The organism is Gemella sp. 27098_8_155 (assembly GCF_041433725.1).
Taxonomy (GTDB): Bacteria; Bacillota; Bacilli; order Staphylococcales; family Gemellaceae; genus Gemella; species Gemella haemolysans_D.
Genome location: NZ_JAPWCA010000006.1, coordinates 1 through 18,887, shown reverse-complemented (window position 1 = coordinate 18,887; position 18,887 = coordinate 1). Strand labels below are relative to the sequence as shown.

Here is an 18,887-nt window from a genome sequence, read left to right as displayed (position 1 = left end):
TTGAAAATACAAATAAAATATTTAAGAAATTGACCAAATTCATCATTAAAACATTTCTAAAAAGATTATGTCTTATATCACTTTTTCCACTGAATTTTTTTCTATATTTATTTCTTTGTGGAGGAAAACTATAAAGAAGATTCGTTAAGAATAATTCCTTCATTACATTGAATCTCATGTTTAATCACCACCTAAAATATTTGAATTTGAATTTTTTACTATATTAAGATAAATTTCTTCAAGATTATCTCCTTCAAATTGTTCTTTAAGCTCATTAAGTGTACCGATAAAAACTAGTTTTCCTTTGCTGAGGATACCTATTCTGTCGCATAGATGTTCAGCGACCTCCAAGACATGAGTAGAGAATAGAACACTGTTCCCTTTTGAGGCATGTTCTTTCATTAAGTTTTTTAAGTCAAATGCAGCTTGTGGATCTAATCCAGTCATTGGTTCATCCATAATCCAGAATTTAGGTTCTGATAATAGGGCACCAATAACAAATACTTTTTGCCTCATACCATGAGAAAAAGAACTAATTTCCTGATGCTCAACGCCTATCATATTAAATAATTTGCAGTACCTGTTAAGAGTTTCATCTCTTGTTTTATTATCTATTTCGTATATGCTAGCGACTAATGACCAATATTCAAAGGCTGATAATGTAAGAAACATATCAGGTGAATCAGGTACATAGCCAATTTGCTTTTTACACGCTAATCTATTATTTTTTAAAAGTAGATTATTAAAATATATATCACCAGAAGTAGGCTCTAATATACTAACTAGAGATTTGATTGTAGTTGACTTACCAGCTCCATTATGCCCGATAAGCCCGAATATCTCCCCATCATTGATTGTAAAACTTAAATCATCAACAGCACACTTTGTATCAAATTTTACGGTAAGATTTTTAATTTCTATCATAAACATCCCTCCATATATCTTTATATAGTTATATTATACATGTAATCGTTTTAATCAACAAGAGTATAATTTGGTTATTTCTATACAAATAATAAATTTTTAAGTTGGAAATGAAACGCCTGGAATAGTTTATTAAAAATACTGCTGTGATACACCTGGAAGTGTTTATTTATATTTTTTAAATGATACACCTGGTTAAGTGTAAAAATAGAATATGATAATAGCAAGTGAAAAAAGATATAAAAATTTTTTAAAAAAGTGTTGACAAGAAAAAATAAAAGTGGTATTATTTAGTACGTGAGTGTTACGGCACTCTGTGTAAAGCCACTAAGGCTTATAAAAAATCTAAAAATGTGATACACCTGGATAGGTGATTCACAAATAAACAGGGAAGGAGGAAATCAGGAAAATGCCAACTATTAACCAATTAGTTCGTAAACCTCGTAAATCAAAAGTATCAAAATCAGATTCACCAGCACTTAACAAAGGTTACAACTCTCAAAGAAAGAAAGAAACTAACATTTCTTCACCACAAAAACGTGGAGTTTGTACTCGTGTTGGGACTATGACACCTAAAAAACCTAACTCAGCTTTACGTAAATATGCACGTGTTCGTTTATCAAACCAAATCGAAGTAACAGCATATATCCCAGGTATCGGACACAACCTACAAGAACACAGTGTTGTACTTATTCGTGGAGGACGTGTAAAAGACTTACCAGGGGTACGTTACCACATCATCCGTGGAGCTTTAGATACTGCAGGAGTTAACGACCGTAAACAAGGACGTTCACTATACGGTGCTAAAAAACCAAAAGAGAAAAAATAATATAAGATAAAAATTTGATAAAGAATTCGTGAAAGGAGGCAGACACTATGCCACGTAAAGGTCCAGTTGCAAAACGTGACGTTTTGCCAGATCCAATTTATAACTCAAAATTAGTTACAAAATTGATTAACAAATTAATGCTAGATGGGAAACGCGGTACAGCTCAAAGAATTTTATATTCTGCGTTTGATTTAATTAAAGAAAAATCAGGACGTGATGCTATGGAAGTTTTCGAAGAAGCATTAAACAACATTATGCCAGTTCTTGAAGTTCGTGCTCGTCGTGTTGGTGGTTCTAACTACCAAGTACCAGTAGAAGTACGTGCTGAAAGAAGAACTACATTAGGTCTACGTTGGTTAGTTAACTATTCTCGTTTAAGAGGAGAAAAAACTATGGAACAACGTTTAGCTAATGAAATTTTAGACGCAGCAAATAACACTGGTTCAGCTGTTAAGAAACGTGAAGATACTCACAAAATGGCTGAAGCAAACAAAGCATTTGCTCACTATCGTTGGTAATTATAGGGTGAATATCAAGCTATTTTATAGCTTGAGTTTTTCACTATAAAAGACAAATTACTCAAAACATTTAAAATTTTATGAAAGGAGAAAATTGACTCATGACTAGAGCATTTTCTTTAAAAGATACTCGTAATATCGGTATCATGGCTCACATTGACGCAGGTAAAACAACTGCTACAGAGCGTATTCTGTTCTACACTGGGAAAATCCACAAAATCGGAGATACTCACGATGGTAACTCACAAATGGACTGGATGGAACAAGAACAAGAACGTGGTATCACTATTACATCTGCTGCAACAACTGCTCAATGGAAAAACCACCGTATCAACATTATCGATACACCGGGACACGTAGACTTCACAGTTGAGGTTGAACGTTCACTTCGTGTACTTGATGGATCAGTAGCAGTATTAGATGCACAATCAGGTGTTGAACCACAAACAGAAACAGTTTGGCGTCAAGCTACAACTTATGGAGTTCCTCGTATCGTATTCGTAAACAAAATGGATAAAACAGGAGCTGACTTCCTATACTCTGTAGGAACAATCCACGACAGATTACAAGCTAACGCACACCCAATTCAACTTCCAATCGGAGCTGAAGATTTATTCGAAGGTGTAATCGACCTTGTTGAGATGAAAGCTATCTACAACGAAGGTAGCGTTGGGGAAAATCTTGTTGAAAAAGAAATCCCAGCTGAATACCAAGATCAAGCTGAAGAATACCGTGAAAAACTTATCGAAGCTGTTGCAGAATTCGATGAAGACTTCATGGAAAAATACTTAGGTGGAGAAGAAATTACAATTGATGAGCTTAAAGCTGCAATACGTAAAGCTACTTTATCAGTAGAATTCTTCCCTGTAGTATGTGGATCAGCCTTCAAATATAAAGGTGTACAACCAATGCTAGATGCAGTAGTAGAATACCTACCATCTCCATTAGACGTACCAGCTATTAAAGGTATCGATCCAAACACTGATGAAGAAGTAGAAAGACACTCTTCTGATGAAGAGCCATTCTCAGCATTAGCTTTCAAAGTTATGACTGACCCATTCGTAGGGAAACTTACTTTCTTCCGTGTGTACTCAGGTATCTTGTCATCTGGTTCATACGTTAAAAACTCAACTAAAGGTAAACGTGAACGTGTAGGACGTATCCTACAAATGCACGCTAACACTCGTAACGAAATCGCTGAAGTTTACGCTGGTGATATCGCTGCAGCTGTTGGTCTTAAAGATACTACAACTGGGGACACACTTTGTGACGAGAAAAACGAAGTTATTCTTGAATCAATGGAATTCCCAGAACCAGTTATCCAACTTTCAGTTGAACCAAAATCAAAAGCTGACCAAGATAAAATGTCAACAGCTTTACAAAAATTACAAGAAGAAGACCCAACATTCCGTGCTGGAACTGACGAAGAAACTGGACAAGTTATCATCGCAGGTATGGGTGAGCTTCACTTAGACATCATCGTTGACCGTATGCGTCGTGAATTTAAAGTTGAATGTACAGTAGGTGCTCCAATGGTATCTTACCGTGAAACATTCAAACAAGCTGCACAAGTACAAGGTAAATTCACTCGTCAATCTGGTGGACGTGGACAATACGGGGACGTATGGATTGAGTTCACTCCAAATGAGCCAGGTGCAGGATTTGAATTTGAAAATGCTATCGTTGGTGGGGTAGTTCCACGTGAATACATCCCAGCAGTAGAAGCAGGATTAAAAGACTCTATGGCAAACGGGGTATTAGCTGGATACGAATTAATCGACGTTAAAGCTAAATTATTCGATGGATCTTACCACGATGTCGATTCATCTGAAATGGCGTTCAAAGTTGCTGCATCATTAGCTCTTAAAGAAGCTGCTAAAAAATGTAACCCAGTAATCTTAGAACCAATCATGAAAGTTGAAGTTGTAATGCCTGAAGAATACTTAGGAGATATCATGGGAGATATCACTTCACGTCGTGGACGTGTTGAAGGTATGGAAGCTCGTGGTAACGCACAAGTAGTAAGTGCTTCAGTACCATTATCTGAAATGTTCGGATATGCAACTTCTCTACGTTCTTCAACTCAAGGACGTGGTACTTACTCAATGGTATTCGACCACTACGAAGAAGTACCTAAATCAATTTCTGAAGAAATTATCAAAAAAAATAAAGGATAATAAAAATTATTCTTTATAGTTGCAATTTTCGTTGTAACATTATAAAATATAGTTATCATAGAATGCTATGTGACTAATTATTAAAAAATAAAATTTTATTAACTTGAAGGAGACATTTTTAAAATGGCAAAAGAAAAATTTGACCGTAGTAAAACACATGCTAACATTGGAACAATTGGTCACGTTGACCACGGTAAAACTACTTTAACAGCAGCTATCGCTACTGTATTAGCAAAAACTTATGGTGGAGAAGCTAAAGACTACGCTTCAATCGATAACGCACCAGAAGAAAGAGAACGTGGTATCACAATCAACACTTCTCACATCGAGTACGAAACTCCAAACCGTCACTACGCACACGTAGACTGCCCAGGACACGCTGACTATGTTAAAAACATGATCACTGGTGCTGCTCAAATGGACGGAGCTATTTTAGTAATCGCTGCTACAGATGGACCAATGGCTCAAACTCGTGAGCACATCCTATTATCTCGTAACGTTGGAGTACCAAAAATTGTTGTATTCTTAAACAAATGTGATATGGTTGATGACGAAGAGTTATTAGAATTAGTTGAAATGGAAGTTCGTGAACTATTATCTGAATACGGATACGACGGAGATGAACTACCAGTAATCAAAGGTTCTGCTCTTAAAGCTCTTGAAGGTGACGCTGATGCAGAAAAAGCTATTATCGAATTAATGGAAACTGTAGATGCTTATATCCCAACTCCAGAACGTGATAACGCTAAACCATTCATGATGCCAGTTGAGGACGTATTCTCAATCACAGGTCGTGGTACAGTTGCTACTGGACGTGTTGAACGTGGACAAGTTAAAGTTGGAGACGTAGTAGAAATCGTTGGATTAACTGACGAACCAGCTTCAACTACTGTAACAGGTGTTGAAATGTTCCGTAAATTATTAGATTACGCTGAAGCAGGAGATAACATCGGTGCATTATTACGTGGTGTTGCTCGTGAAGATATCGAACGTGGACAAGTTTTAGCAGCTCCTAAAACAATCACTCCACACACTCAATTCGTAGCTGACGTGTACGTATTATCTAAAGAAGAAGGTGGACGTCACACTCCATTCTTCACAAACTACCGTCCTCAATTCTACTTCCGTACTACTGACGTAACTGGTGTAGTTACTTTACCAGAAGGTACTGAAATGGTAATGCCTGGGGATAACGTATCAATCAACGTAGAACTTATTTCTCCAATCGCGATCGAAGAAGGAACTCGTTTCTCAATTCGTGAAGGTGGACGTACTGTAGGTTCAGGTGTTGTAACTTCAATCGTTAAATAATAATTGAATTGAAACACATAAAGCAAGGTGAATTTCACCTTGCTTTTTTTATATATTAAATATAGATTTACATAATGTTCATATTTAATTAGAGTTATTTGTTAGTTTCAAAATATTATATGTATTAATATTGTATTTTCACTGTAAAATCATTTTTTTTTGTATTTTTATTAGAAAATACGTACTATTTTTAATAATTCCTTGCAGAAAATCTGTAAGAGGTGTATAATATGTTTAAAGGTAGTATAGGGGAAATAATATAATAAATTTAAATAATTTATATATTATTAAAATAAAACCTAATTACTCTAGGGATATTGAGTAATAGTAAAAAGTCGAAGTTAAGAAATTAGCTTCGATTTTTTAAATTAATTATTATAAATGTAGCTTTCAGAATCACGTATAAATATAAGAATAATATTATTTTTTGATATATTATTTCTAAAATTGCTATCATATATCATAGGTTATTAATTTCCTATTGTTCTCATAAAGTAAATAGCTTATAATAATATTACAAGTATATAATTTATCATTATAAGTTATTTAGGAAAAGGAGAAGATTGTGAATACTATAATTTATTTATTAGCGTTGATATTAATAGTCTTATTATTTATTTGTAGTTTAATTATTGTAAAATTTTTTAGAAATAAAGCAATTTGTGAATTATCTACCGGGATTAAAAAAGAGGAATTTATTATCAAAAAAAGTGGAAAATACTCTATTTGGATAAAAGATAAGAGGTATTCTTTTACTAACATTAGAGATTTAAGGATAACTGTTGTTAATAAAAATACTTGTGAAAAAAAATGTCTAGAAGAAGTATTTTATAGATCTAAAGGTCTAGGGGTTATTTGGAGAAGAGTAGAATTTTATTGTTTTCAAGCTGATGAAGGGGAGTATATTATTTCATTTGAAAGTGATGAGAGATTTCGAGAGTCTATTTTTAATACTACTATCCAAGTTCGTAAGTATATATCTTTTTATAAGTTTGTGTTAGTTATTTTCGGAGTTCAGTTTCTCTTATTTATAATTAGTATATTACTAATTATTATTTTAAAAAATTTTAATTAATAAGTTTTAGTATATAATCGTTTATAGTATTTTTAAATAAATTAATTTATTTTAGGAGAAGGAAGAATTAATGAATCAAAAAATTAAAATATATTTTATAGGTGGTTTAGGCAGTAATTATTATTTCGCAAAGGATTTCTTTCAAGAGCTTGAAGTAGAAACTTTTTTTTTAAATCCTTATAAAGAAATAATACAAGATAAAAAAGAACTTCAAAATTGGTTTAATGATGAAGTAAGAGATTGTGAAGATGTTTATCTGATTGGTCATTCACTAGGTGGTGATTTAGCTAGATTTTTAGCATCACGTTGTCCGAAAGTAACTAAACTTATTTTACTTGATGGAGGTTATTTAAATTTAGATGTAATTATGCCTCTTGAAAATGAGATAGAAGCGACAAAAGATTATTTTAGTCAGCATACTTTTTCAAATTTGGAAGAAGTTATAGCTAATGAAAAATCTAAGTCGTATTATTGGTCAGAAAATCTAGAAGAAGCATTAAGAAATTCTTATCGTTATAATAATACTTCTGACAAATTTGAATTAGATTTAGATTTTGAAAAAGTTTCTTATTTACTTAAATTACGTCGAGCTATTAGATCATATCAAAGAAATTTAGAATCAAAAGATGTATTATTTATAGCTCCAGCATATGAGGAAGAACCTGAATGGAGAAAGATATCACTAGATAAACTTCCGAAATATTTTGATGTTGAGTTAGTGGAAAATTGTGGCCATGAGATGTATATGAAGCATCCTATTGAAATTGCTACAATAGTACATAGTTGGATTAATAAAAAATAATTTAATAAATTTATTGTTAATAAAAGAGGTCTTTAGAAAGTCTAAAGGTCTCTTTTAGTAATTTGTAGAGAATATTATTCCACTCAAATAGAGATAATAGATATCCACTATAATTTAATAATTTGACTTTACAAGTTATATTTTATATGCTTAGTATAATGCAATTTATTATTTATGAATAAAAATTTTATATTTTAAGGAGAAAAAATGTTTTTAGCTATTAATGAAATAAAGGATGCTAAGCTCAGGTATAGTCTTATTGTAGGATTACTTACACTAGTTTCTTATTTGATGTTTTTCTTATCTGGATTGGCTTTTGGATTGATTGATCAGAATAGATCTTCTATTGATCATTGGAAGGCAGATACAGTATTACTTTCTTCAGAGGCTAATAGAACTTTAGCTTTATCAAATCTTAAATTATCGAATAAATCATCGTTATCTGCGGATAATGTTGAGCCATTTAGTCAAATAGTTACAATAGCCATGACTGAAAAAAATTCAAATGATGATGTTAAACAGAAAATTAGTATTTTTGGAGTTAATGATGGGAGTTTCTTGATTCCACCGATAATAGAGGGAAGAAGTTTTGAAGCAGAAAATGAAGTAGTGATTGAAAAGAGTTTATCTGAAAAAGAAGGTTTTGCTATTGGAGATACAATTAAAACAGCAAATTCTGATACTGAATTAAAAATAGTAGGTTATACAGAAAAATCTAGATTTAATGTAGCTCCAGTCATATATATGAATATTAATGATTTTCAAGTGTTGAAATATGGTAATAAGAAATCAATTGATAATCCTATAATTAATGCTTTCGTAGTAAAAGGAGAATTAAAGGATTACGACAGCTCTATTTTCCAAAAAGTTAGTATAGCTGATTTTATTAATGAATTACCTGGTTATAGTGCTCAGATTTTAACGTTTGGACTAATGATAGGATTCTTAATAGTGATTTCTGCTATTATTATAGGTATTTTCATGTATGTACTTACTATTCAGAAAACACCTGTTTTTGGTATAATGAAAGCGCAAGGAATCTCGAATGGAATTATTGGAATTTCTGTTTTATCGCAAACATTCTTACTTTCATTAGTTGGAAGTATACTAGGTTTGGTTGGAACATGGGGAACATCACTTGTCCTGCCATCAGCAGTACCATTTTTAGGAAATGGACTTTATTACAGTGTTATATTCGTTAGTTTGATTATTTTTTCTTTAGTTGGAACATTATTCTCTGTTTTAGCTATTAGAAAAATTGATCCATTAAAAGCAATAGGATAGGTATCATATGAATGTATTAGAATTTATAAATGTAACTAGATCATATCAGGATGGAAACAAAGAAATAGAAGCTCTGAAAGAAACCAATTTTAAAATAGAAGAGGGTCAATTTATAGCGATTATCGGTCCATCAGGTTCAGGTAAATCAACTTTCTTAACTTTAGCTGGAGGTTTACAAACTCCATCTAAAGGTCAAATAATTATTAACGGAAAAGATTATACTAATTTGTCTGAGAAAGAAAGAGCAAAGTTACGATTTAACGATATTGGATTTGTTCTGCAGGCATCTAATTTGGTTCCATTTTTAACAGCAAAACAACAGTTAGAATTAGTTGATAGAATAAATAAGCAAAAAAGACAAACACTTCAAGATCAGAAATCTCTATTTAAAGAATTAGGAATAGATCATTTAGAAAATAAATTACCAAAAGACTTATCAGGAGGAGAACGACAACGATTAGCTATTGCTAGAGCTCTTTACAATAATCCGGCAATCATCTTAGCTGATGAACCTACAGCAAGCCTTGATTCAGATAGAGCGTTTGAAGTTGTAGATTTACTTTCAAAAGAGTGTAAAGAAAAAAATAAATCAATTATTATGGTAACACATGATAATAGAATGATTGAAAAATGCGATCATGTTTATCGAATGAAAGATGGTATTTTGACAAAGGAAAGATAATATAAAAAGTGATGATCCCCCAAAAGTCCTAAAATTTAACAAAGTTCATATATGAACTCATAGACGCAGTGGTTTATTGATATCTAAATTCGCTTTATAAAAGCTTTTTAGATATCTAATAATCTGCGCGGAGGTGACTCGATAAAATCGATTTCTATGAAATCACGATTTTGAGTTACTCTCTTTTTTTTTTATTGATAACATTATTATATAAGGTGGTAGCATAATTTTAAGAAGTTTAGATAAATGATTGCATAAAGCACATTAATATACTAATATATATTAGTGTAGAGTATTCTCGTTATATAAAATTTATAAGTAATATATTAACTAATATTTTTAAAATAAACAAAGTATAAATTTCTAATTATCTTTTTATATTTTCTTAAATGCTCGTAAAGCCTTATTCTATGTGCTTTCGAGTATTTTTACTGTAGGAAGATACTTCACGTTTCTTTGCATATTTCCTCATGTCTTAGCTGTCAGAAGTGGTAAATAAGTAGTAAATTCATTTGTACTACTAAGCAACAAGACGCTCCTGTTGCTTCTCTTTATTCAAGCGTTTCATTTCTGCCATTGCAGAATCGAATGTTGCATGTGCGTAATAGTTCAGCGTCATGGCTATATTAGCATGTCCCATAATGTACTGTAATGCCTTTGGATTCATTCCTGCATTTGCATAGTTGGTACAGAATGTATGTCGCAAACTATGTGGAGTGATGTGTGGCAATTTATCCTCGTTATACTTATTGTATTTCTTAACAAGACCTTTCATCATGCCGTTGTAATCACTTGCCACTTTTGGATAGTTCTTTCTATTAAGAAAGAGGAAATCACTATATCCATCAATCTCAACACGCTTATCATTCTTTCGATTCGCTAACACTCGCTTAAATGCTTGATAGGCTTCTTCAACCATAGGAACTTGACGTTCGCCACTTTTGGTCTTTGGTGTTTCAATGTAGTACCCAATTTCAGTATCTCTCAATAGCTGATGGTCTATATTGACAAGACGATTCTCAAAATCTAAATCTGGAAGTGTCAAACCACCAAAATCTGAAATACGAAGACCTGTTTTTAAGAGTATCAGAATTTCATCATAATTTTTGCTGTAGGTTTTATCAGCTTTTGCAAAGGCTAACAGTTTTTCTTCCTGTTCTTCTGTTAGTACGGTCTTAGGGACAGTATCATCATCAAGAACTGCTTTCAGTTGAAAGTCAAATGGATTCTTCCGAACACAATCATCTTGTATAGCAATATAGAATGAAGCCTTTAAAGAACGTTTGTAGTTATTGATGGTTTGATAAGCATAACCATTTTCACTCATTCTAATAGCCCATTCTTTAGCGTCTGATGGCTTAATACTGTCAATACTTCTTACACCTAACTTGTCTTTCTTCAAAATATCCATAAGATATTTGCGTCCAGTTTCAGTGTTTTTTCTAACCTTTGGTCTTTGAGCGTTCTGTTTTGCGTAAAGCTGGCAGAGTGTCATTTTCTTTCCTACAACATCAATACCATCATGAATGTCTTTCTGTAACTCTGCGATTTTCTCTCTAAGTGAGATACAATCACGCTTTCCTGCTGGTACTCGGTCTGTAGCCACAAGTTTCCACGAGTAAACAAATTGCGGTTCTCCAAATGAATCTATATATTTGTATAAGTATCTTCCGTCTTTTCGTTGGCTCTCTCCAGTCTTTAAGATTCGACCTTTATTGTCACGTCTTTTTTCTGACATGGCATTTGCTCCTTTCCTTTATGGAAAGAGCCTTGATACGACTTAATACTATTTTATCATATACAAGACCCTTTGGCGACGCTAGATTGCGTCCAATGTATCTATAATTTTTTCAAATTGTTTTCGTTTAATCTGAATACGATTGCCATTCATAATCAGCCAATTTGCATTTTTATTTTCCTCTGCCAAGCGTCGTAGCTTGTTTTCGCCAATACGAAAATATTTTGACGCTTCTTCAATGGTTAGGGTATAACGTTCCCAAATAGGAATGTCAGTCTGCTTCATAAAATCCTCCTTTCCAAATCACTTATTTGGATTTCATAAAAGTTGTTTTACCAGCAATCGAACAGCTTTAGCAAAGCTCACGGGAGTTCCACCCCTGCATGGTTCTCATGTAGCCATACTCATTGCCTACGACGGTTTTATCACGCTCGGACTATTGACTGTATGGGAGTATCATTATCACGATAAGAATGTCGTTGCAGGCAATCCTGCTAAAGATTGCTTCTCGGATCACTAACATGAATCGCTCGCTATCTTTATAAGATAGGTCATGGCGGTTAGTTCCGTTGGCTCTTTTCTTATCGAAACGTATTCGATTACTTTTATTCAGTTTTCAAAGAACAATGGCTCGTTAGCCTATCAAAACACATTGAAAGCTCAATATGCTTTGGTGGAATAACAAACCTCCCTGTTCGGGAAGCGTGGAATGGTTTAGCACGCTTCCACGAAAGGAGAGAGGATATTACTTAATTTCAAATGACAAAATCTTTGTAATCAGTCTGGTTTCCATTCTTCCACGTAAGACTTCATCAACGACCATACTTTGATTGCCATATTCATCTTTCATAAGTCGTAGGGAACGCTTCGTTATGTACCCTCTGTAATGATGTAGAATCTGGTTAATCGCTTCGGTATCGCCATCTGTTGCCTTTACAATGAGAGGAAAGGGAATCATAGGATATTGTGTTTTCATTCTTCAAATTCCTCCATAAACTTTTTAATTAAGGCTAGTCCACTGGTTCTATGCCGATAGACAGTAGAACGGTTCAATTTCAACAGGTCTGCAATTTCTGAATCGCTCATGTCCATAAAGTAAAACAGCAGTAGAATTTCACGTTTCTTGTCTGGCAACTCACGTAATGCTTCACTCAACAAATCATTTTCAACGCCTACTGATAACCCATTGAGTGTAAAAATCTGAAAGTCAGTTGAATAGTTATCTGTTGTCGCAAACTGGCTAACAAGATAATCGCCAACATCCGAAAAGGACACCTCACGCTTTGCAATCCTTGAAAGATAAAGCATATAATTCTTTCGCTCGTCTTCCATAGCACGTTTACAGATATAGTCAAACTGATTTTCTATTGTGGTCTGAAAAGAAGATGGTTTCATGTTTCTCACCCCCTTTCTGTCTAGGAAAGGAAGTGAGCCTTGCTCGTTTATCTCCTTTCACTCTTAGTCCCAATGTGAAAGGGGGATTTGTTGCATTACTGATAAATAAACTTTGTAAAAAAGTTCTGAATAGCCAAAAAAGCATATAAACAGATTTATTTCTCTGTTTACATGCTTCTGTTATTCTATCTATATGATTTATAAAACCACATTGGTGGACGTACTTATCTATTGCAGATAGACGACTTTTTTTGACAAGAACCCAATGTAAGGAAATTTATTGTATATGATGTACTTCATGGCGACGTTGACCTCCAACAAACCGCCATTTGGAAGTAATATACAATATTTTAACAGCGTAAATAGCACTACCATATAACGGTTTTTTTTATTGGCGTTTAGTAGTGCTTTTTATTAAATATAAACCTATAAACCATATAACACGTTTTTCTATACCTGTTTTTAATTCAGTAGGGACAATAAAATGTATAGAGGTGGTCTACTATGCGTAAAAAAGAAGATAAATATGATTTTAGAGCCTTTGGTTTAGCCATTAAAGAAGCTCGATTGAAACGAGGTTTAACTCGTGAACAAGTGGGAGCATTGATTGAAATTGACCCACGGTACTTAACTAATATTGAAAATAAAGGGCAACACCCCAGCATACAAGTTCTTTATGACCTTGTATCGTTACTTCATGTTTCCGTTGATGAATTTTTCTTACCTGCTAATAACTTGGTAAAAAGCACCCGACGATTACAGATAGAGAAATACATGGATAGCTTTACAGACAAAGAACTATCCTTAATGGAATCTTTAGCCAGCGGTATCAACGAAGCAAGAAACATCGAAGACTAATTAAAAGAATCCATACATAACGGAAAGAGCCGATAAAATGAGATTGTATTAATCTCATTTTATCGGCTCTGCGTCTTTGCGTCTGGCTCTGTAATCACAGTTACTTTGAACTGCTTTATTTCAATTAAATTTTCTTGTCTGCATTTCGGACAATAGAGGGGGAATTTTTTTAATTCAGTATCTTCCCTTATCTTTAATCGTGTTTTATTTCCACATACAGGACACAATATCCACTTGTAGTTTATAATAACTATCTCCTCCTTTACACTTTAATTCAAATCTTTATTAAAAAATATTTCATCTTATTTAACAAGAAACCATATTTATATAACAACATAAAATACACTAAGTTATTTTATTGAACATATATCGTACTTTATCTATCCGACTATTTGAACGACGGGGCTGGCAAACAGGTTCACCGGTAGTAACATGGTACCCTTTTAACTCTGTTAAACAAACACTACGTCCATTTGTAAAGAAAGTTAAATCACTACGATATTCTTGAATACACCGAGCAGGGATTTCTCCACTAAGAATGACCTCATTATTTTTCAATTGAGTGTCTACGATGTTCGCACAATATTTAGGAGCATCGTTGTATGCTCGTGAAAGATATTCCTGTGGCGCATAAATTTTAAAACTAAGATATGGCTCTAACAATTCTGTTCCAGCTTTTTTTAAGACTTGTTCCAATACAATAGGAGCAAGCATCCGAAAATCTGCTGGGGTACTAACAGGGCTATAGTATAAGCCATACTTAAAACAGATTTTACAGTCCGTCACATTCCAACCATACAATCCTTGTTCACAGCCATAGCGTATCCCCTCCATAACTGCATTTTGAAACGATTGATTTAAGTATCCAAGAGAAACCGAGCTCTCATACTGTACTCCGCTCCCTAATGGAAGCTGTGCTACAGATAGACCAATGGAAGCCCAGAAAGGATTCGGTGGAACTTCGATGTGAATGGTATACTCTGCTTTTTTTAACGGTCTTTCCATATAAATGACTGTAGGCTCTTTTATTTCTATCTCCACATGATACTTTTCTTGCAGCAGAGCACAAGTCACTTCCATTTGTACTTTCCCTAAGAAAGAAAGTATGATTTCATGTGTCGCAGAATCCACATAATATCGCAGAAGCGGGTCACTGTCGGAGATTTCTAAAAGTGCATCAAGTAACATTTCCCTTTGTTGAGGTTTGCTCGGTTCAACAGTCGTTTGCAGCAGAGGGAGGGGATTTTCAATTCTCTCTCTCTGTGGCAATAGCTTTGTATCTCCAAGAACACTATTTAACTTCAAAAACTCATTCTGCAAAATAACAATTTCCCCGGAATAAGCCTTATCGATTTTACATAATTCACCATTTATTGAAGTATACATTTCTGTAATTTTTATTTTTTCCTTTTCCGATATTCTAACCGAATCTCGCAAATGCAGTACGCCACTATAAAGACGTATATATGCAAGACGCTGTCTTTTTTCCGAATACTCAATTTTGAAAACTTTTCCGCAAAGTTCAGACTGACCTCGATGTGTTGATGAATAAAATTTATTCGTAATCACTTCTATAAGGTTATCAATCCCTATATTGTTTTTTGCACTTCCGTGATAAACAGGGAACAGGGAACAATTATGAAATCTTATGCTTTCCTCTTGTTCGAGTTCCAATGCTTCTAATGATTTACCGGACATATATTTCTCTAAAAGGTCATCGTTTCCCTCTATTACCGTATCCCATTGTTCAGATTCGGTAAAGTTCGTCACACACATATTAGGATACAGTTCTACCTTCTGTTTGATTACAATTTCGGCAGAAAGTTTCTCTTTAATATCCTGATAAACCGTTGATAAATCAATTCCATTTTGGTCAATCTTATTGATAAAAAAGATTGTGGGAATCCCCATTTTCCTATGTGCATGAAATAATATACGAGTTTGTGCTTGTACGCCATCTTTTGCAGAAATCAGTAGAATTGCCCCATCTAAAACTGATAATGAACGATATACTTCTGCTAAGAAATCCATATGTCCTGGCGTGTCTATGATGTTCACCTTCGTATTTTCCCACTGAAAAGAGGTTATTCCTGTCTGAATTGTAATTCCTCTCTGACGTTCTAAAAGCGTATTATCCGTCCTCGTTGTACCTTTGTCCACGCTTCCTAATTCTGTAATCGCTCCACTGTTATATAATAAGCTTTCTGTTAAGGTAGTTTTTCCTGCATCAACATGAGCTAAAACTCCAATATTAATAATTTTCATGTGATTTTCCTCCATTCAAAAACCCAAAAGGGCATAAAAATCCCAGTGATAAATACTTTTATCACTGGGATTTTTATGCATAACCATAGGCATACAAAGCATACAGATATTCTCCGGATACTTTAGAATCACATGATAAAGGTATTCTTAAACTGGGTACAAAAAACTAAGCCCTCCTAAAAAAGGACATCCAATTATTTGTTCTCACTATCAAATTGACAGTTTATTTAAGAATACCTTGCTGCATATTTATTAACTCCTTTTAAATAGATACTTAAATAATAGCACGTAAGAGCATATTTGTCAAGGAATCTCCAATTTTTTATCAAAGAGAGTACGTGATTACAAAATAGCTGTAATAATGTACCAATATTTGTTATTCTATAATCTTCCAATTACTCCCGTTCTTTTCAAGTACCAAATCAAATTGAGATACCTGCGTTGCTTTGGTCTGCTGGTCGATATACTCCACTGTCAGCGATACCGTGACTTGATTATCCTTACGATTGTGAATAGGATTTACCAGTTCTTGAAAGATGTACTCTTTTCCGATTGGTTTTAATATCCCGTCATTCACATAGTAGGAAAGTTCACTGGCTGTCGCTGTAGGATAGAGCTTGAAGAACGTCGTTAAAAACTCATTGATTTCATTGGTTGTAATGGAATCAACCGTCCCCTCACTTTCAATGGCTTTTGGTTTATAACTTGATTTCTTAGGTATGTTGGTAATGGTCGGATTCTTAACCAGTACCATATTTCCAGAACCATCTACATAGACACTCACTATATAAGCAGAGTGGACGGTCTTTGTATTTTCTCCCTCTGTAATGAGCTGGTCTACACTGTAGGTTACATTAAACTCATTGTCGCCAGTTGGCTCTACCGTCCATATCTGAAATCCTCTTACAGAAGACGATACAGGAATATCTTTGCGTACTGTATCAACATTGAGAGCTTGAAGTTCATCTGTCAGATAGCCTTTTAGACTTTCCATTCGATTATCAATGGACTTATCGGATTGCTCCCATGAATAGTAGACTTTCGCAAAGTTCTCTACAAAATTTTCTACATGATGAGTATCAACGTATTCCTTTTCTATGATAGTTGTTTCGTGAATAGTATGAGTATCTATAGCTGTAAAGTGCTTGAATATCGCAAAGCTGAAACTAAGCCCTAAAAGTACCCACAAGGCAATCACAACCTTTTTATGAGGATTGACCTTATAGACACGAGGTTTCTTTTCCTTTGGTATCTGTTTTTCTTTATTCTGATTTTTTCTAAATTTCATCATTAAATCTTCCTTTCTCATTGTTTGATTCGTCCTGCTCCCACTAAATGCTGTTGCCAGTAGGGGCTTGTTAAGTCGGCATAACCGATTGGGTCGCCTGCATGAAACATACGGTTATTGCCAAGGTATATCCCAACATGAGTAATATAAGAGCCAGCGTTATAGGTAGAATGAAAGAAAACCAAATCGCCAGCTTGTGCTTCCGATAGTGGGATATGCTGGGTCACATCATATTGCTGTTGTGCGGTTCGTGGTAAGTTAATTCCAGCTTTTCCATACGTCCATTGTGTCAGTCCGCTACAATCAAAAGAAGTAGTCGGGGAAGCTCCACCGTAAACGTATCGCCAGCCCTCATATTTCAGTGCTTCGTCCATGATGGCTTGTACCGTATCATCATCAAACTCTGTTGTGACAAGATACTGCGTTACCAGTTGCACATAAAACATATTGCCATAGTTGTATCGCCAGCCCCCATTGATAGGTATGGCTATGGGATTGGGGTAAGACACTTTTTCGCCACCTGAATACTCTTTTGAGAAACTTTGAGCCAGTTCAAAGGTATATTTATTTCCACGATTAGCCACATACCCTAAGAAACCACCACCATAATTGTAGGACTGGATAACCGATTCTAAATCTACACTGAGCCTTTCGCTACTGGCTAATAATTCACTGAAATACTTCACACCTTGCTTAATGGATTCTTCTGTACTCAATGAATTAGGTGGAAGACCGAGGGATTCCGAGGACTGCATAACATCTTCCGCAGTACCGCCCGATTCCACCTGTATAATCGCAAGAAGTATGTTGACATATTCTTCAACGCCATATTCTTTGGCATATTTTTCTACCATAGGCTTATGAGCCAGCACTTCTGCGGAAACATTCACACCTCCATAATGAATATTGGAAATTCCGCTGTCCTGTTCATCTGAAAATAAAATGGCAACAAACAGAAGCAGTGAGAAGACCATCAAGAATAATCCAGAACCACCAATCACTAAAGTTTTCAACTTCATGGTTTCTTACCGACTTTCTTAATGGTGGCGGTTTTGATTGGTGGTCTACTTCTTGTATTTTGTAGTGGTACTCTTTGAACAGTAGACGGACGTTCTTTTGTGATTGGACGTTGTGAAGTTCTATCTGCTGTAGTGGTTGAAGTTGCTGGCTTTTGAACGGTTTTTTCTTGAACGGTATTGCCTTGGCGTTCCACTTTTGGACTTGAAAAATCGGACTTAACTGCTGGACGCTCTTGTTTGGCTTGTTGAGATTCCTTATATGAAGTCTGAATATTAGACTGTTTTGAGGTCTGTTCATCATGATATTGTTCTTGTCTTGTAGTCGGTCTTTCATGAACAGAAGAAGCAGGCTGTTTTTTCTGTTTGACCTGTTCCATTTCAGAGCGACGCTTCGCAATGGTTTTTCGCCTTTGTTCCTGCTGTTCCTTGCGTCCACTGGCTCTGTCCGCTTTGGTTTGAGAAATACTACTGGTTAAATCACGGACATTCTCTTTTACTTTGGATTTTCCTTGATATACTGCATATCTTGCATTGGTCGGCAAATCTTTAACCTGTTCTTTCAAACCACTAGCAGTGTCTACCATTCTGTCTTTGGTATCAGCTACTGTACCGATGGTTTGACCGATACGTTTTCCAAGTGTTGATTTTTCCTTTCCGTCTGGTCGGGAGTGATCTGCTTGTGTCCTTGCAGAACTCCCCGAACCCGACTGTCCTTTTTTAGG

General features: G+C 34.6%; 19 protein-coding genes and 1 pseudogene. 9 read left to right on the top strand and 11 right to left on the bottom strand.

Translation table 11 applies throughout. From position 1 onward, the window contains the following. Positions 1-180 precede the first annotated feature (180 nt). Positions 181-924, bottom strand: coding sequence for an ABC transporter ATP-binding protein (locus O5Y44_RS03980; protein ID WP_271986693.1), 744 nt, complete (start codon positions 922-924; stop codon positions 181-183). A 409-nt stretch (positions 925-1,333) separates the two neighbouring features. On the opposite strand from O5Y44_RS03980, the gene rpsL reads away from it, so the two are divergent. From rpsL to O5Y44_RS03940, 8 genes are all read left to right on the top strand, one after another. After that, the gene (rpsL, locus tag O5Y44_RS03975; protein ID WP_003146927.1) at positions 1,334-1,753 is read left to right on the top strand and encodes a 30S ribosomal protein S12; all 420 of its coding nucleotides are present in this window, start codon (positions 1,334-1,336) and stop codon (positions 1,751-1,753) included. Between the two features lie 47 nt (positions 1,754-1,800). Then, positions 1,801-2,271, top strand: coding sequence for a 30S ribosomal protein S7 (gene rpsG / locus O5Y44_RS03970; protein WP_003144697.1), 471 nt, complete (start codon positions 1,801-1,803; stop codon positions 2,269-2,271). Positions 2,272-2,372: 101 nt separating this feature from the next. Further along, entirely contained in the window at positions 2,373-4,448 is a 2,076-nt protein-coding gene (fusA, locus tag O5Y44_RS03965) for an elongation factor G (RefSeq protein WP_271964855.1), read from the top strand. Positions 4,449-4,571: 123 nt separating this feature from the next. Next, complete coding sequence (tuf, locus tag O5Y44_RS03960; RefSeq protein ID WP_271964854.1) at positions 4,572-5,759, top strand: elongation factor Tu; 1,188 nt, start codon at positions 4,572-4,574, stop codon at positions 5,757-5,759. Positions 5,760-6,324: 565 nt separating this feature from the next. Next, positions 6,325-6,834: a hypothetical protein gene (locus O5Y44_RS03955; protein ID WP_271986692.1), complete on the top strand. Its 510-nt coding sequence runs from the start codon at positions 6,325-6,327 to the stop codon at positions 6,832-6,834. A 70-nt stretch (positions 6,835-6,904) separates the two neighbouring features. After that, complete coding sequence (locus tag O5Y44_RS03950; protein ID WP_271986691.1) at positions 6,905-7,636, top strand: alpha/beta hydrolase family protein; 732 nt, start codon at positions 6,905-6,907, stop codon at positions 7,634-7,636. Positions 7,637-7,843: 207 nt separating this feature from the next. Beyond that, the gene (locus tag O5Y44_RS03945) at positions 7,844-8,920 is read left to right on the top strand and encodes an ABC transporter permease (RefSeq protein ID WP_271986690.1); all 1,077 of its coding nucleotides are present in this window, start codon (positions 7,844-7,846) and stop codon (positions 8,918-8,920) included. A 7-nt stretch (positions 8,921-8,927) separates the two neighbouring features. After that, positions 8,928-9,602, top strand: a complete 675-nt coding sequence (locus tag O5Y44_RS03940; RefSeq protein WP_271986689.1) for an ABC transporter ATP-binding protein — start codon at positions 8,928-8,930, stop codon at positions 9,600-9,602. 520 nt (positions 9,603-10,122) lie between these two features. Here O5Y44_RS03940 and O5Y44_RS03935 read toward each other — a convergent pair. The 4 genes from O5Y44_RS03935 to O5Y44_RS03915 form a co-directional block, all read right to left on the bottom strand. Beyond that, the gene (locus tag O5Y44_RS03935) at positions 10,123-11,340 is read right to left on the bottom strand and encodes a tyrosine-type recombinase/integrase (protein ID WP_371465575.1); all 1,218 of its coding nucleotides are present in this window, start codon (positions 11,338-11,340) and stop codon (positions 10,123-10,125) included. Positions 11,341-11,421: 81 nt separating this feature from the next. Then, positions 11,422-11,625: an excisionase gene (locus O5Y44_RS03930; protein WP_000814511.1), complete on the bottom strand. Its 204-nt coding sequence runs from the start codon at positions 11,623-11,625 to the stop codon at positions 11,422-11,424. Positions 11,626-12,085: 460 nt separating this feature from the next. Beyond that, complete coding sequence (locus tag O5Y44_RS03920; RefSeq protein ID WP_000857133.1) at positions 12,086-12,316, bottom strand: helix-turn-helix domain-containing protein; 231 nt, start codon at positions 12,314-12,316, stop codon at positions 12,086-12,088. Then, on the bottom strand, positions 12,313-12,735 hold the full coding sequence (locus O5Y44_RS03915) for a sigma-70 family RNA polymerase sigma factor (RefSeq protein WP_000804885.1): 423 nt from the start codon (positions 12,733-12,735) through the stop codon (positions 12,313-12,315). The genes O5Y44_RS03920 and O5Y44_RS03915 overlap by 4 nt, the downstream gene beginning before the upstream one ends. Before the next feature lie 504 nt (positions 12,736-13,239). Between O5Y44_RS03915 and O5Y44_RS03910 the strand changes: the two genes are divergently transcribed. Next, the gene (locus O5Y44_RS03910) at positions 13,240-13,593 is read left to right on the top strand and encodes a helix-turn-helix transcriptional regulator (RefSeq protein ID WP_001227347.1); all 354 of its coding nucleotides are present in this window, start codon (positions 13,240-13,242) and stop codon (positions 13,591-13,593) included. A gap of 59 nt (positions 13,594-13,652) precedes the next feature. Here the strand turns inward: O5Y44_RS03910 and O5Y44_RS03905 are convergent, their stop codons facing one another. The 6 genes and pseudogenes from O5Y44_RS03905 to O5Y44_RS03880 all read right to left on the bottom strand — a co-directional run. Next, entirely contained in the window at positions 13,653-13,820 is a 168-nt protein-coding gene (locus tag O5Y44_RS03905; protein WP_000336323.1) for a cysteine-rich KTR domain-containing protein, read from the bottom strand. A 118-nt stretch (positions 13,821-13,938) separates the two neighbouring features. Beyond that, positions 13,939-15,858, bottom strand: a complete 1,920-nt coding sequence (gene tet(M) / locus O5Y44_RS03900) for a tetracycline resistance ribosomal protection protein Tet(M) (protein WP_371465573.1) — start codon at positions 15,856-15,858, stop codon at positions 13,939-13,941. 15 nt (positions 15,859-15,873) lie between these two features. After that, positions 15,874-15,951, bottom strand: coding sequence for a tetracycline resistance determinant leader peptide (locus O5Y44_RS03895; RefSeq protein ID WP_078372222.1), 78 nt, complete (start codon positions 15,949-15,951; stop codon positions 15,874-15,876). Between the two features lie 283 nt (positions 15,952-16,234). Then, entirely contained in the window at positions 16,235-17,167 is a 933-nt protein-coding gene (locus O5Y44_RS03890) for a conjugal transfer protein (RefSeq protein ID WP_001224318.1), read from the bottom strand. After that, positions 17,164-18,165, bottom strand: coding sequence for a bifunctional lytic transglycosylase/C40 family peptidase (locus O5Y44_RS03885; RefSeq protein ID WP_000769868.1), 1,002 nt, complete (start codon positions 18,163-18,165; stop codon positions 17,164-17,166). The genes O5Y44_RS03890 and O5Y44_RS03885 overlap by 4 nt, the downstream gene beginning before the upstream one ends. Continuing rightward, a pseudogene (locus O5Y44_RS03880) lies at positions 18,162-18,887 on the bottom strand (YtxH domain-containing protein); the annotation flags it as partial. The pseudogene O5Y44_RS03880 and the gene O5Y44_RS03885, both read right to left, overlap by 4 nt.